Raw genomic sequence first — 16,671 nt, 5'->3', positions numbered from 1 at the left:
TAATCAGGAGTGTTAAGAATTTAATTACGGATTCCAAATTTCAATGGTAATTGGCGGGCCGGTGATATGCCATGTTTTCCCATTACTATCAAAAGTTTCCGTAGCACCTCCATTTATAGATACATTTGAAGTACCAGACATAGTTTTCAGGGTAATTGTCCACATCGCCTGACTAAGAGGAATAGTTAATTGAACATCGTCAAAAATCTTCGTAGTCGCAGTCCCTCCTTCGGTTTGATAAGTGATACTGCTATAAGTTGAAGTACTATTCGCCTTTGTTCTCATTACCAGATGTGTTGCATCCAGACATATCCCCTGCGCATTCGCTGTGGCTTGCAAAGCGCTCAAAGAACTGGCACCTGCTTTATCCTGAGCATCTAACTGAGACACATAAGAATAAGCCAGATTTGCAGCTATCTGTTTTGAAACTGTTGATCCTACATAGCCTGAATCACAGCCCTGTTTGGTGGCATAGAGCGAAAATGCATTGTTATATATCCGTCCATTCCTTGACACTGCTATATTTATTGGCGTCGTCGTCGTAAATGATGAATCGGTAGTACCACTGGTAAGTGTATGTTGTACAGAATCCTTCGTAAATGCATAACATTGTTCCATGGCAGACATATACACGGTGTAAGATCCCTCAGGAATTGCCTTACATATTGGGAACTGTGTCACCTGTTCACCACCACCTAAAGTATAAGACACACCTGTTTGATTGTTTCTAGCAATCATCTGGAATGATGGCATATCCTCAGAATCCGGCTTCTTATTTACAAAGAAGTTACAAGTCAGGCAGTTTCCATGTGCATTTGCATAAGCCTGTCCATTCGCGGCCGTATCAGCTGCAGCATCTGCATCAGCCTGCGCCTGGGTAGTTTCACGATACGTATCATACGCCACTGTATAAGTGGTTGTATCCGGTACTGTACCTGAAGGACAATTATTCCTCACATAGTTTCTGCTCATAGCGGCATTCGGATACAAACATGGACTAAACCTGGAAGCATACACAGGGCCAAGAGAATCCAGTGCTTTCTTTGCAGAATCATTTGCAGCCTGCTGACTAACGGTAGAAGAATACATATCACGGTCGATATGATAGTATACATAATTGGACACTCTACCAGTGGCACACTGTGCCTTGTACCACGCGCCGGTACTATCGTTACCGTATACATGTACGCCACAGGAATCCTTACTATACAATGCATAAGATTGCGTTATACAACTTGTAACTGAGTCCTTTTTCTTTTTATCCGCCACTTTCCAGAACTGACTGAATTCCGTAGCAGTTGCATTTAACACACCAGCGTTAGCATTAATGACCAATGCAGTATCACCAACGATTGGATTATTCAGCATCGTTATTTCTCCTGCTACTGCAGCGATATTCCTTCTGCCGGAACGGGTCACTTTCATCGTTACTTTGTTGCCGGTAAATGGTGCTCCATCCTTCGTTACAAAGTAAAGATCCGGCGTACCACCGCTTATCGCATTTGCATCAACAGCATAGAGTCTGCTTAAAGCGGGCCATGTTGCGATTTCAGGATCACAATCCGTACCACCTGTCTTTTGACGGGTATATACCAGGATCTCATCACCTGCTGCAAAATATTTGACAATAGTTGTATCAGGTAACCCGGATACGATTTTACCCTCGCGGATAGTTACGTTATCGGCGGTAGCACCAATATTCTTATAGGCGCCACTCATACCATCATACGCCCAACCCGCAGGAACTGAAAAATGATATACCGGATCATTAAATTCATTTTGTGAACTTGTCAATACCACATCACCCGTTTCGCCATCATAAACAAGATTGCGGCTTACGACCCGGCTTCCCTTGTCTTTTACAACCACACTATCCAGCAGGCCATGTCGGTTCACTATTTTTGTGGTACCGAGTACACGGAAGATCGTTTCTTCCCGTTGAGCGATATTGAGTAAGCTCGGTATTATAGCAAAGAAAGCTCCTACCAACCAGCCGTCGGAGTTAATATTCAAATTGTAGGCATTGGTAACTGAACGTTGCTGACGCATACTCATCATGAGCTCCACATCTTTACCTACAGATGCAGAAGCATCAATAAAACCCGTATCATTAATGACCTTTACGGTATTATTTAAATGCTTGAAAGTTGCTGACTGATCATCTACATGATAATAATTCTCAGTGTAGGAAATTTCGTGATCAGGGTCAGCTTCACCATACACTGCCTGAGATTTTATCTTACCCTTCATGTCATTCAACTCAACTTTGAAACCCTGACTGACACCCATATAGTGCTTGGCATCAATTTTCAATAAGTTGGCCAATGTTGGCTTAAACCTCTTCTTATTATCTCCTATTGGCGTCTTATCTGTGAGAGTCGGGAAATCGTAACTGGTATAGAAACGGGTTTCCGCATACCCATTAGCTGAACGTTTATTTTTGGTGTTGATAGACCGTACTCTTACTTTACTATAACCTACAGCAGGAGCAGGGAAAAAAGATTCGCCCAGTGGCCTTTCTACATATCCGCTGCTCACAGGCGCTAATACTGCCGCCTGTTCCTTGTATTGCATAGGTAAGCGCCATGGGTTTTCCTCACTACCAATTGAAGGCTCCCAGGTGGCTACACCACTACTGATAGTCACTGAATCGCCAACTCCCCTAATAGACCGGGTAGTTGTATAGATATATTCCTGTCCATACACTGCCTCTTTTTGTTTGGTCATCGCATTCCAGTTGTCAAAGATGGAGACTCTCTTTACACGCAGGCCACCTCCATATTTCTTCAGATACGGGTTAGCCAGGCGAATAAAGGATCTGGAAGTATCAAAAGATTTCGCCCAACCTTTTATTCTTGCATCTGTATCAAAACCTGTGAGCATCTCTGTGAGATTAGTCACCTGTGACAGTAACATTTTGGCCCCATCCAATGGCGTCAGGTTATCACCTGTCTGAGAGCCAGGATATGCTTTGGATGGGAGGTTCAGACGAAGGAACTGCATAGCGGCTTTTGCTACCGGATTATAACCACCAGACACTACTTCCCCTGCTTTGTTGACTGTTTGCAGCTTCAACCAAATGGAGAACCCATTATTATAATAGCCATAATTACCTGGCTCTATCGTAGCATAACAGTTTACGTATTCACTACCACTACCAAATTTATCGGTAGGCATTTTTACAAATACCTTAAAGAACAATGTATCCATTCCTTCCAGGTAGCGGCTATATAGTTCCTGATTACTGCTCACTGGTTTGGGAACGTTGATTCCTACATATGTAGGTTCATTGGTAAGACTATACAATTCATTTTTCAGACTGCTCTGGGAGCCTGGTATACCAGCACTGAAACCTGCAATCCGGAATAACTGAGCGGCACGCCTGTTCTGAACAAATGCATAATCGTCACTTTCGTAATCAACTTTCATTGTTGCACCAGAAGGAAGCTTGATCTGATCCAGTGTCCACGCAGCAGCATTTGTAGCAGCCTGTGTACTGTCCTGCAGTGCATACGGATATTCTGCATTATTGAGTGCCCCGGGATTCTGGGAAGGATTTTTATAGTTCCCCCAGCGATCGTAATAGTTAGTCTGATAGGCCGGATTATTGGAATTATACTTAAATACATAAGCATTTTTATCCTTTCGCTGATTACCATTATAGGTAAACCATAAACTATCAAGTGTTAGTTTCCCATTGGCATTATTGGGGTTCACGCCTTTACAAAGGGAATAACTATACCTGAAGTGTACCGTTTTGATAGCTAATGCATTGTTGCCATAGCTCAGGTAATCTGATTTAGAATATAACTTGATAGAATCTAATTTCTTATGCTGACCAACTGCCTGCACATTTCCATTCTCATCCATACCCGGCAGGTCTTCGCGATTAGACACCCAAAAAATAGCCATCATATTCTTGGACTCAATAGAGTTCAGATACCACAATTCTTTCTCACCATATAAATAGCTACCCTTATCATCCCTGTTATCTGTTTGTAAACCCTGGTTATAATTTGCTTTATTATTATAAGGTATACGCCATTTTTCAGGGTTATTCTTATCGGCTATTTTCGTATAGTTAAAGCGAATGGCATCTCCCGGGTCATCAGGTGTAATGCCATCTCCGGTAAGGTCGACATAATCAGGTGAGAGGATCGCTGATAGCAGGAAGCTATGTGGATAAGCAGGCATTTCTTCCTTACTGAAGTAATTATCATTACCATTCGGATTGCCGACTGCATTATCTACATTAGGTACATAACCTACCAAACCAGATGCCTTATCCCCTTTGTTTGCATCTACAGAAAAAGTGACGTCCTTTTGCAGGAAATTGTATACAGGTACACCATATATATAACGGCGGCCATCTGCATTTAGCACATCTATTTCGGAGATATGATTTTTCTTGCGGAAAGTATTTACACGTTTTTCTCTTACTATGGCACCATCACTGGTTGGGAAAGAAGTCTTCGTCGATTCCAGGTATAAATTCGGCGTTGGAATAGCCTGTGTAGCCTGGCCAGCAAATCTCCATTGCAATCTGGCAATTGCTTTCTCCTTCTTCTGGAAATATTCCATTACTAACTTGTAGTTTTCCCCTGCTACCAGGTTTACTACAGCGGTATCTTCATAGTCAGCAGGTTTACCTGTCCAGTTCTTAATGATGAGAGAGTCATTGAGGTATAAGCGAATCCCATCATCAGTCCTGGTAGAAAACACATATCTGCCTGTGACATCTGTTTTCAATCTGCCGGTCCAGCGAACAGAGAAATTAGTATTTACTTTAGGTGCTCCTGTAGGTTCTGACGCCTGAAACTCGATGGTTGAACCATAGTTGACAATCTTATCAGTTTTGGAGAATAAAAAACGTTCAAAACCTTGTCCGCTGTAGTAGTCTCCTCTCAATCCCTGTGAATCAAGATCAGAAGGATAGGTCATATCGCAACTCTGCAGCGGGAACTTGTTTTCACCGTAGTTATCAATATATTTAGATAATCCTGCAGTACTGGCTTCTTCGGCTGTCAGGTAAGAAATAACCTGTGTACGTTTATCACGTACTGCTCTACTGGAAGAACGGCTGGTTACAGTAACTGTTTCTTTCAGAGAATCGTTCCTGTATTTATCCAGCAGATTTTTTGCGTAAATATCAGGATCACTTTTGCTGGATTGGTATAATCTGGTCACGACTACATCATCCCCACCTAATGCATTCTGCCAGCTCTTATCGTTTACTGTAGTTTCACCCGGGTTTCTGAAATAAGAAGCTTCGTATAATCCGTTTGAATTTTTAAATGGGGCAACGGCTGCCATCGCATTCAACGCCGTCCATGGACCATTTTCAGAGTTGGCACGTGTAAGGTTAAAATCGGCTCCCCAGTGGAATGTTTGTCCAAAACCAAGATCGATGCTACCACTGATGGACCCATCCTTTGTTTTCATCTGGTGATCATACACATAACCGATATCACCTCTATATGCGCGGAACATTCCACCTGTGCCCTCCCCGGAAATGGCAAATACATCATATGTGTAAGCTGGAATACCAATGGTCGGAATTGCCGGCTTTTCACGATAAGGCATTTCCTTTTCGATGTTATAATCCAGGAGTGAGCTGGGTTTACCATTAGCATTCTGATAGTTCAGGTAACCGAATGCGGGCAATATAAGGGCAGTATCTGCACCTGCAATTTCCTGCTTAGCATGGTTATAGGCTGCACGGATATATGGGTGATATGATATTGCTACAGAACCCACCTTTGCGGTAAAACTAAAGGCAGTACTTGTATAAGGGAAAGTAATTTGTGGGGTGTATGCCTGACGGGCAAAAGATATACTTGACTGAAAAGCGCCACTGGTACCTTTAGTAGGATTATTTTTACCGGTTGTGCGGTATAACCTGTCTCCTACGGAAAATTGCAGGTCTTTTAACCCTGCACGGGTATTATAAGACCCAGATACGGAGGCTGTCGCAGCAGCACCGGTATTCGTTTGGCTTGCCTCTTTTACACCTTGCTGATAGAACAGAGATACCCCTGATGTAAGACCATCTGTAGAGCTATTCGTCAGGGATAATCCCCCTGACAGTCCGGGGAATGTCTTTGAACCCGCGTTCAATCCGGGGGAAATAGAAGATTCTATTCCATATCCCCTATAGTTGTTATAAGTAAAGGCTATGCCGAAATCCAAAGTTCCAATAGATGAAGCGTCACTGGCTGACCTGGCTTGATCACTAGGTGTTCCAAATAATTCATACCCTGCTCCCAGGTTTACACCCCAGGATTCTGTTTCCTTCATATATTGTACTTTTCGAACACTATCGGCACCGTTAAATTCATCCGGTAATCCACGCATGTTACGTGTGATAGTACCTGGATTGACGTTCCAGCCCAATCCAACCCAACTTGGTTCCTGGTCCATGGAGATGCCACTGTTATATCCCAGTGCTATCGGGTAACCGCCTACATCCATCAAAGGCACCTTGTAGGAGAAATCGCCGGAAAAGAGATCTACTAAATTATCTCCATTCACAGAGGTGAATGCCTGGGTTTCAGGTTGGCCGGGACCGCCGATATCTTCAGGTTTAGGTTGCAAACCTTCTGAACGTGGTTGCATTCCTTCTGCCTTCGGTTCAAGGACTTTTGAATTTGTCTGAATGATCGCCGGGTGGTGTGGGGCATTATTAACGACCACCGGCATTAACTTCTTATTGGCCTTGTCGGGAACAGGGACAATGGCTCTGACAGGGTACCCACTTCTTACCGCCGCCAGTGCATTCATTGGCAGTACTGTCTCAATGTACAGCAGGGCCAGCATGACTGCAGCAAATGTCTTTTTCCCCCTTGCAGCTACTTCCAGAATCATGATTGATAATTATTTCTTAGGTATAGTATTTTAAAATTTATAGTCCAGGTGTGCCTACGAAAATGCTATAGTCTTCATATTCAGGCGTCACTTTAAATGCATCCCCATCTTTATAAAAGAAAGCCTTCTCATCAAAACGGCTGCTATTCAATGGTATGTCTTTATAATTAAAGAAGCTCGCTTTCACCTGTGCATATTCCTCATATCCTTCCGGCACTTCATTCTTCATCTCGTCACCCATCAACAAGGTTGTTTTCAGGATATACTGCATGGATAACAATCTTTGTGAGACGGTATCTATTGTTATAGATAACTGTTTGCAATTGCCTCCGGCAGGAAACGAAACATTGATAATTGTATTTCGTTTCTGATAACTGAATGTACTATTAGTCGCTCCTTTCAGTAATGCATTCAATGTCTCCAGCGGATCAGCAGGAGAAGCTGATTTACTGTTCGCGGCCAGGTACATGAGCTTATCCTCTTTAAATAGTACAATGCTATATTTAGCATTCCGAATCGTCTCAGTATTATCCAGCGTACTACGATAGTTCTCTCCGCTTATCTCTATCTTTCCCTTCAGACTATCCAGCAATGTTCCGGGTGTAGACTCATTGGAATAAGTATAATTCACTTCAAAACTTACCGGTTGTTGCTGGCTTTTGGCCTGCACCCGACGAAAGATATTGATCGCTTTCGCAATAGCTGCAGTATCCTGTGCCTGTACAGACAGAGCAGCAGCTATACTAATAATTAGTGTAAGGAAGTACCTCATTTATAAACAAATTTTATCTGCCAGTATTCACGTCTGCCGTTCTTTAAACGGAACAGGTAGGACTGACCAGTGGTGAGACTTACTTTTTTCAGGTCTACTTTTAAGTTGTTCATACCACGGTCTAATGAGAGAGTGGCTGTCTTCACAACACGCTGACCTGCATCTAAGGAAATGATTTCATATGTCACGGTAGTATCGCCGGCATCGTTGCTATAGCCGAACTGTAATGCGCCGGAGCAGGCTACACTTGAGCCATCCAGTTCCCTTTTCAGTTGTACATAGGCATCCTGCGTCACTACTATTTTTTCATTGGGTACACCCTTGATCTTAAATGTCCAGATGTCCGTTTGCGCGGCGAACTGTGTGTTGTTCTTTACAACCACTGTCCAGGCATAGTTCTTCGCTGTATCCAGTGCTATGGCGGAAGCAGGGTAGTTTAAGAACTGATCTTTTAAATGAGTGGTGTGGTACACCGGAATATTTGATTGGATCGCCTCGGCAGGAGATTGACCATTCCTTAATTCTACGATCGTGAAATCGTAGTTCAGATCACTGAAGATCGTGATTGGAGCAGGAGGTATCCAGGTGAACTGGGGTAAATTCCCTTCTACTACACTTTGGTCTGCCGGATTATTCAACAACGGCGGACTTACCGGTTCCACGGCGAATGGCAGACAATCCTCTGCAATCAGGGAATATGCATCACCTGATACCAGGAATACACTGTAACAGGCGGTGTAAGTGCCTGCCATGAGCAGACCATTCGCATTTCTGTCAGCAGTAGGTGACAGGTATTCGTAGGTAACAGGCGTTACATCTGCTACCTGTAATTGTTTGGCACCTTTGTTTAACATTATATTACGGCTTACACCTGTCAATACCGGTTGGTTGGACTGGGCGTCTGTGACACGTAATTCAACACGCACCCAGATGGATGAAGAGGAAGCAGATACCAGTAAGATATTCCATAACTGTGCTTTTTGCATCACACCGGTTGGGGGTAACTGCACTGTCATGTTTACCTGAGCGGTTGCCTGAAGAGATAGCAACACCAGGGCTATCAGGATAAAATGTCTCATTTAAAATGTTTTAGTATAGGTGATTCGACCAGTATTATTTGAAACCAATCGCTTTTCAGCTCCTGGGATAAATCCTTTATCTGCCATGACCTCTATCTGTCCGAAATATGGGATAGCGACACGAGCCGTACCGGTATAGCCCACATTCCTGAGTTCATAGGTTGTTTGATAACTATATTTCAAGCCTGCGCCAATGTCCAGCCAGCTTTTGACTTTATACAACACAGTACCATCCGCACCATACAGGTCATAGTCGCCATTCATAGCCGCTGAACCAGTGCCCTGTACGGTAAATTTGCCCATGAACATCGTATGATTCAGCAACAGGTTCTTTGTGTTGTAGTATACATAGCTGCTATCATCCTGCTTGTTGTAGAAGCGGGTGTAGGAGAGCATTGTATTCATCATGACACTATGTACCTTGTAGAAATGGCTCATTGTTCCAACCATCGTGTAGAAAGTACTTTCTATATAAGTACCGTCACTGAGTTTTGTCAGCTGAGAGGTGGGATAATATCCCACACTCACTACAGGGTAGTGTTTGATCCTTAATGTAGCCTGTATGCTTTTGAAAATGGTATTGCTTTTATAATCGGCCTGCTGGTACTGACTCGTATAATCATTTCTGCGTACAGAGGCGGTGACTAACAATTGCTGTTTAAAGAAAGGCTGATCTACACGCACGGTCCATGCGATTTGTTTGGAGCCTGTTGTATAAAGGCTGAAGGACTGAAACCCTGCTCCCATTACCTTGTATACACCGGTGAGTTTAGTACCTGTCTTTGTTATCAGTGAATTCGCGCTCAGGGAATAAGCTTCATTGGTATGATCACTGAACATACTATGGCCGGATTGCTGATAATAGGGTAAAGAAGACTTTGCCACTTCTCCGGTCATATAGGTGTGCTTCGTGATCTGCCAGCGGCCTTCTACAGCAACACCCATGATATGATAGTTAGGAGTGCTCGTACTATCTGCACTGGTATTCAGGTTGTAGAGTTGCTTTTTACCCATGTAATAGGTAAAGAACAGGTGATTGCCTTCTTTCATGCCGTAACCGGCTCTTATCAAAGCCAGGTATTGACGGGGAGCACCGCTATTTACAACGTAATTTCTGAAACGATAATCGATCGTACCAGCAGCAACTGCCACATAATAAGATGGGTTGAACTCTGCCTGCACACCGGTGATACTAATGCCTTTGGCAGTTAGTTCAGAGTAGTCAGCCATGGTACGGCCGAGGCCTATAGAGCGAATCGCCAATAAAGTCTTGTAGCCTTTAGGCAACACGGTGTCTGGCAGGTTCATTTCTTTCAGACGTTGAGAAAGTTCCGCATTGTTTTTACTGCTCATCAGCTTTTCAATCACATCTCCTTTGAGGTTACCTGCCTGTGCCTCGTGAGCATGATAAGTGCTATCCATGATGCGCAGGCGGTTCTGCAGGGAATCTAACTGACGTTGGCGGGCTGCGTAATAGTTTTCAAAACTTGAGTCGGAAGGCAGATGGTTAGTGGCGCTGTCTTTCGTATCCAGGCGGCCCTTATAACGAAGCAGTACATCCCAGGAAGGTGCTTCCGGCAATGAAGGCACCTTTGGAAGGGAATCCAACCCAGGTGTGGGCAGGGTATCTCTTCTTCCGTATAACTTCCGCTCGCGTGCTTCTACTAACCGTTGTAACTGGGCAGGAGAAGATAGCCAGTCTTTTAACTGGTACAATTCCAGGGATTTTGCATTCAGCTGTTCCTTTTCTAATTGTAATTGTTGCAACTGGCTTATTTGGGAGGCATCCCATTTTTGCAGTTTATCATACAACAGGTTCTTGAAATCCCGGTTAGTGTATTGCATATTCACGCCTGTGATATTGCGGAACAGGGTAGAATTGCCCCTGGCAGTGGTAAATGCAACACGCACGGGGTATTGATCCCTGATAGTGAGGTCCAGATAGGTCTGTACAGTATGCTGGTAAATATCTTTTTGCTGATATGGGGTATCAACGCCGGATTGGTAGTAATAGTCATACATAACATTCCCATGCACCTTCAGGAAAGGCTTGCGGGGTGGTAGCGACCGGGTGGTGGTGTCATAGTGTTTATTACCATATAAGGGTATCAGGTTAACATTGCCACCGGTGTCAGTTGCCATTATATAAGACACTTCGCCGGAAGATTGTTTAATACCACGGGGGAAAGCAACTATGGGTCCTTTACCTGGAGCTCCGGGCAGACTGGTACTACGTTGTAATTGAGCATAAGTTACCAGGCTCCCTGCCGTGAGGAAGAATAATATAAGGTATAGTAATTTCAACTTGTTTACTTAAACAGTTGTGATTGGGAATACGAACATATAGGTATTCTTAAATCAGAATGGGTATTAATGCGTTCTCGATTGGGTAAAAATTATGACATAGATATTTTTTTGGATTAAAAAATGGGTTAAGTAATTCACTGACAGATAAAGGTTAAAATGGAATGCTGTGTGACAAAATTAGAGAATAAATGGAGAATACAAAATTTATTGGGAGGAATTTTATTAATGATTGATGGTGGGGGCCGGAAGTGGAGAGTTTTACTTATAATAGTGTGCACGCAAAGCATACACACTATTATAAGTATTATATTGTAATGACATTACCTTTGAATCAATTTTTTCAATTCATCTATTGTTTTTTGCTGTTCTATCAGATACAAGGTTAGTTCCTCCACCTTCTGTAACAACAGCATATTCATTTCACCCACATCAACTCCATTTTCCTTTACCTCTTTTTCGGTAGGGATTTCCGGCAGGTGGCGATTTTCTTTTATGTACCTGTCTACTTCATACAAATTGGGTAACTGATAATTAGGAGCAAATACGAAATCAGCCCATGCTCCCTGTGTAACTTGCAATTTTCTGGCACCAATCGCACCTTCTACTGTCAATTTGTATTGGCCTAAAGTAGTAGTGCCAGTACCAATTCCCAGATTACCACTTGCATCCAGCCGCATTTTCTCGGTTCCATCGTTCGTACTGAATGTCATAAAACCACCCTGTACGGAATTTCCTCTGCAAAAGTTAATAGCACTGTTTTTATACCCATAAAAATAATGTTCAATCGCAAAAGAAGAACTATAATGAGGTGTAGAGTTTACAGCATGCACACCTAACATTGTCCCCCGGCCGTAGTAATGTCCTTCAGGTAACCTGGAAAGAACTGCTGTAATAGTATCTGCGATTGTAGTACTGACATCCAATGGGGCCCGGGGAGTTAATGTACTGATCCCAAATTTTCCTTCGGGAAGAGCTGTTATACTATCAGGAAGATACACCGTTCCATCGAATTTATTAACATAAGGAACGGTTTTAATACTGGTTGCCTCACTAAATAATGTTGTATCTGCCCATGTCCAGCCAGCGAAGTTGGCAGCAGTTTCAGATGCAAGTCCAGACCCCCAGGCACTGACATGGAAACGTTGGTAGTTAATTTTTGAATCAATAAAAATAACCACTTTACCATTCTCCTGTGCCAACGTGATAGGCGGACTATAAGTACCACTGTTAGAGGCTTTAGGGTATGTAAAAGTGTTACTGTTGAAATAAAAGGTCAGCTGAATATTAATAGTAGCTGCATTGCCGAACCCAAATCCCTGGATGAATAAAGTGGGCATCATATTGGCACCGGCACTCGGCAGATTCGTCATTATTTTCACTCCATTTTTGGGAATAGCAACTGCCGAATAATTCAAACAGTCATACATTTGCGCTTTCGCAAATACATTAACAAGACAAAGGGATAAAATTAATAATAGTGATCGCATGTAATTTGGATTAAAAATGAAGTTATTATTGTCCCAGGTTAAATAAGCCTTTAAAATTGTTTATTACAATAGAAGAGAATATCAATTAAGCGAATAGTCAAACCTTTTGTACAGCTGAAACTTACTGTATATTCAAATACACGATTCAGCCTATAATGCTTTACAAAGCAACAGGAAGTCTGCTGGTTATCGGAATATCTGGTCATGCAGACCAACCTATTTGTTTTTTCGTATGGGCCATATTGCTTATGGTTGGGCAATAAATGGAGTTCCTTACATAAACGTTGATAGGCATATCAAACCAGCGCATTGGATTGTGAATGCGAATATTTAGGGATTTTTAAATAAAACGGGTGTTAATGCTTTCTCGATGGCAACATCATGACATAGGTAATTGTTTGAATTAAAAAATTGCTATGGGTCGTTCGCTGACAGATAAGGTTAAACAGAATGCTGAAGGGAAAATTAGATAATAAAACCAGATTACAAAATTTTTCACCGGGATTCCAGATTACTAATTAAAGGATTCCCTAAATTCCAACGGAGACATATTCGTCTTGGATTTAAAAAACTTTCTGAAGGATTGAGGATGTTCAAATCCTAATTCATAAGCGACTTCATTTACAGATAAACTGGTGGTAGAGAGCTTTTGTTTGGCTACTTCAATCAGTTTGTTTTGTATATGTTGCTGGGTACTTTGGCCAGTAAGGTTTTTAAGCAGGCTACTCAGGTAGTTGGGAGAGATGTTTAAATTTTCGGAAATTAATTGTACAGTGGGGATACCATTAGCTAATAGTTTTTCACTTTGAAAACAGGTATTGAGCAATTGCTCTAATTTATCGAGGATCTGGTGGTTGGTGATTTTTCTCGTGATGAATTGACGATTGTAAAACCTATCCGCATAATTCAGGAGTGTCCCGATGTGAGATACGATGATTTGCTGGGTGAATTTATCGATGTTAGCATGATATTCCTGCCGGATATTATGAATGATGTTTATGATAGTTGTTTCTTCTTTATCAGATAAGAAGAGCGCTTCGTGCGCAGCATAACCGAAATATTCGTATTGTTTGATATTCTTTGCCAGAGCAGTATTCCAAAAGAAATCCGGGTGAATAAGTAGCATCTATCCGGATTTATTAGGCTGCTTTTCAGTTGGGACTTCGATATTGAAGACCTGACCGGGAGCGATGAAATACATGATGCCTTTGTTGGCGCCGGTGATCAATACATGTTTCATGATGGGCGATTTTGATATGGCAAAGGTCTGGGTTTAGATTTTGATGGCTATCGCCGGGTCTATGATTATTGAAGCCGAATCTCTTAAAGGATGGTGGCGGCTACTATATTTCATTTTCTTAGGGAATGGAGCAAAGATAGTTCGCTTGCGCATAAAAAACCAACAATCAGCATTCATGTACTGTCCATTAATTATCCAGTTAACAGACTTTCCATTTATTAAAGACCGCTCTGAGTTCTACCATTTATTGACTCCATTATATAAATAGCTATCAATTATATCCTTTTTCATATCGTAGGCAAAGCTTGCAGTGTGCTTCTTTCCCTTTAATCCCACCTTTCTATATAAATTAATTCGTCCATTACTCTTACTCATTCTAAAATCAGCCACCCCTTCAAATATTTTGTACGGCCTGGATGCAGTGCACCCCTCCCCTTTTTCCCAGTGAAATAATAACGCTACTGTATCACATTTTTTAGTTTTATACAAGACTTCCGCAAAAGTATTATCGTATGCTGAAAAGGCCTTTATCCTGATCATCGTACCATCAATGCTACATCCAGCCGTAATATCTGATTTTATCGTACTTATATTTTTATTCTGAATGGTGGACTTGGTTTTGGGAATATCAACAAGTTTTGTTGTTCCTGGCAGCGCCATTATATCACAAAGAGAAATGGTTTTCTTTATCCGCCTGGTCTTTACAACACTTCCCCATTTGCTATGACCATCTTCTACAGACCGATGAATCATTTTCTGATGCTCATCATATTGAAACTTTGCTGTAACACGCCCCTTGTTGTCCTTCTTTATTCTCCGATACAGGGAAATATTACCCTGGGATTTTTCCCATCGGAAATCGAACACGCCGTCCTGTAACCTGTAAGGGTCTGAGTAAAATAACCTTTTCTTTTTGTCAAAAAGATACAATATAGCCAGTGTATCACATTTCTTACTTTTATAAAGCGCTTCTGCATACGTATTCCCTTCTATCAAAAATGCATTCATGCTCACAAATGTCCCATTGATTTCAAATTTCTTTCGGATCTGCTCTTTCAGCGCATTTAAATTTTTATTATTTACAGTACAAGCCGCATTGGGTATTCGAAATTCTTTCGCTACAACGTAGAACCGGGTTGAAGCACAAAGGTTAATTTTCTTTTGCTGTGCACATACATTAAAAACACTGTGAAAATATAGACAAAGGATAAAAAGATGTTTCATTATGTTCTGCTGATCTTATAGGGATAAGATGCAATATAATAATTACGGTTATCAAAATATGTGAAATTCATGGGTTATGGATGCTAAACTTTTTCACCAATCCATCAAAATCCAGCCAGTTTCGCCATGCCCATTGTATTGCACGTGCGCTTTCGATGGCTTCGCCGGTGAGGGTACGTTCCTCTCCTTCATCGGTTGATAATCTTTCGGGGGAGAAAGGAACAAATGTGTGAAAGAATTCAAGGTAATTGGGGATTTTCAGGGATTCCTTTTTAAAGTTAACAGTACAACCCATTTTCATTTTGCTTGTTTTAATTCACGCCCGGAGACGGCTTCGCTCTCCCATTTTTGCTGGATCTGGTATAGCATGGAAAAATATGGGGCCAGTACCAATGCCATGACACCCAGGTATATACCGTAACCATTGCCGGTTACATAATCAACGACTCCCATGAGGGTCCAATAGACCAATACCGCCCAGTTGAACCGGATCGCCCACTTCCACTCCATCCATAATGACAGGATGGTAGCTATCATGACAATAACACCCAGCACGCTTCGAAGGATCATCAGGAAAAAACTTATTTCACTGAGACCCAGCAGCCCGGTTTGACGGTAGAAATAGGAATACTTATAAATAAAGTAACACCTGGCGACAACCTGATAAACACAGAATAGTGCGAAGGTGACAAGATAGATCTTGAGGAACAGTGGCATCAGGGCACGGCGGCGTTGTTTTAAGCCCGTTTCGAAAGAGTCGTCAAATATGGAGGGTTGTTCAGGCATATTTTTTCAGGTTGAAGAACCACTTTGAATTTACGGGATTTATGGCATAAAATTCATCCAGGCAGATATCTAATTTTCATCTTCAGGTCAAACAATTATACTGGATAAAAACCATTTGATAATTTTTTATAGCCCTCTTTGAAGTCGGGTTTGCTTTGTTTAAAAGTATAACTTTATATCTATGAAAATATTGTTAACTGCTTTTTTCATTTTATTTTCCCAGGAGTTGAGTTTTACCTGGCACCAGCAGGAATATGATGCGATCATTGTAGATCCTACAAAGGAGGTGATTCGTATGCATTGGCTGGATGATAAGGGCATCCCTTATAAAAATATTGCTGCCGTGAAGCAGGCATCAGGAAAAGATATTTTAATGATCACCAACGGAGGGATGTTCCAACCCGGGAATGTACCCGTAGGATTGTATATAGAAAATGGGAAGACGATCCGGCCATTGGATACCGCACAGAACAAACCGGGTAATTTTTACCTGTTACCGAATGGGGTATTTTATACAGATAAAGAAGGTGCGCATGTATCGACTACATCTTCCTTTAAAAACAAGGATATCAGCTATGCGACACAGTCAGGACCGATGCTGGTGATTGATGGAAATATTCATCCGCTGTTTAAGCAGGGATCAGAAAATGTAAACCTGAGAAGTGGTGTTGGGATTATGCCAGATGGGAAAGTGGTGTTTATTATTTCGAAGAGTAACCAGACGAATTTTTATGAATTTGCCAGCATCTTTAAGGAGAAGTTTGAGTGTAAGAATGCGTTATATTTAGATGGGGTGATTTCTAAGATGTATTTAAAGGGGAATAGAAAGGAAGATGTAGGAGGAGATTTTGGGGTGATGATTGCCGTGTCAGCTCAATAAAAGATGAGTGCGTTTTCCTGATACTTCCAGCA

General features: G+C 41.9%; 10 protein-coding genes. 1 reads left to right on the top strand and 9 read right to left on the bottom strand.

Features of this window, described 5'->3' with window-relative positions; translation table 11 throughout:
• Window positions 1-24: 24 nt before the first annotated feature.
• The 9 genes from SIO70_RS15580 to SIO70_RS15540 all read right to left on the bottom strand — a co-directional run bounded on the left by SIO70_RS15580 (window position 25) and on the right by SIO70_RS15540 (window position 15,759).
• Complete coding sequence (locus SIO70_RS15580; RefSeq protein ID WP_320581777.1) at window positions 25-6,864, bottom strand: DUF5977 domain-containing protein; 6,840 nt, start codon at window positions 6,862-6,864, stop codon at window positions 25-27.
• Between the two features lie 37 nt (window positions 6,865-6,901).
• Window positions 6,902-7,636 (bottom strand): hypothetical protein, encoded by a 735-nt coding sequence (locus SIO70_RS15575; protein ID WP_320581776.1) that lies wholly within the window; start codon window positions 7,634-7,636, stop codon window positions 6,902-6,904.
• Complete coding sequence (locus SIO70_RS15570; RefSeq protein ID WP_320581775.1) at window positions 7,633-8,715, bottom strand: hypothetical protein; 1,083 nt, start codon at window positions 8,713-8,715, stop codon at window positions 7,633-7,635. Before SIO70_RS15570 ends, SIO70_RS15575 begins: the two co-directional genes overlap by 4 nt.
• Window positions 8,716-11,019 (bottom strand): hypothetical protein, encoded by a 2,304-nt coding sequence (locus SIO70_RS15565; RefSeq protein ID WP_320581774.1) that lies wholly within the window; start codon window positions 11,017-11,019, stop codon window positions 8,716-8,718.
• A gap of 323 nt (window positions 11,020-11,342) precedes the next feature.
• A complete protein-coding gene (locus tag SIO70_RS15560; RefSeq protein WP_320581773.1) occupies window positions 11,343-12,509 on the bottom strand; it encodes a hypothetical protein in 1,167 nt (388 codons plus the stop codon).
• Window positions 12,510-13,023: 514 nt separating this feature from the next.
• Window positions 13,024-13,635, bottom strand: coding sequence for a helix-turn-helix transcriptional regulator (locus SIO70_RS15555; RefSeq protein ID WP_320581772.1), 612 nt, complete (start codon window positions 13,633-13,635; stop codon window positions 13,024-13,026).
• Window positions 13,636-13,986: 351 nt separating this feature from the next.
• Window positions 13,987-14,973, bottom strand: coding sequence for a hypothetical protein (locus SIO70_RS15550; protein WP_320581771.1), 987 nt, complete (start codon window positions 14,971-14,973; stop codon window positions 13,987-13,989).
• Between the two features lie 67 nt (window positions 14,974-15,040).
• Complete coding sequence (locus SIO70_RS15545) at window positions 15,041-15,274, bottom strand: hypothetical protein (protein WP_320581770.1); 234 nt, start codon at window positions 15,272-15,274, stop codon at window positions 15,041-15,043.
• The gene (locus SIO70_RS15540; RefSeq protein WP_320581769.1) at window positions 15,271-15,759 is read right to left on the bottom strand and encodes a hypothetical protein; all 489 of its coding nucleotides are present in this window, start codon (window positions 15,757-15,759) and stop codon (window positions 15,271-15,273) included. The genes SIO70_RS15545 and SIO70_RS15540 overlap by 4 nt, the downstream gene beginning before the upstream one ends.
• 181 nt (window positions 15,760-15,940) lie before the next feature.
• Between SIO70_RS15540 and SIO70_RS15535 the strand changes: the two genes are divergently transcribed.
• A complete protein-coding gene (locus tag SIO70_RS15535) occupies window positions 15,941-16,639 on the top strand; it encodes a phosphodiester glycosidase family protein (protein WP_320581768.1) in 699 nt (232 codons plus the stop codon).
• Window positions 16,640-16,671 lie beyond the last annotated feature (32 nt).

The organism is Chitinophaga sancti (assembly GCF_034087045.1).
In the GTDB taxonomy this organism is placed as follows: Bacteria; Bacteroidota; Bacteroidia; order Chitinophagales; family Chitinophagaceae; genus Chitinophaga; species Chitinophaga sancti_B.
This window is presented reverse-complemented; position numbering and strand designations above follow the sequence as displayed.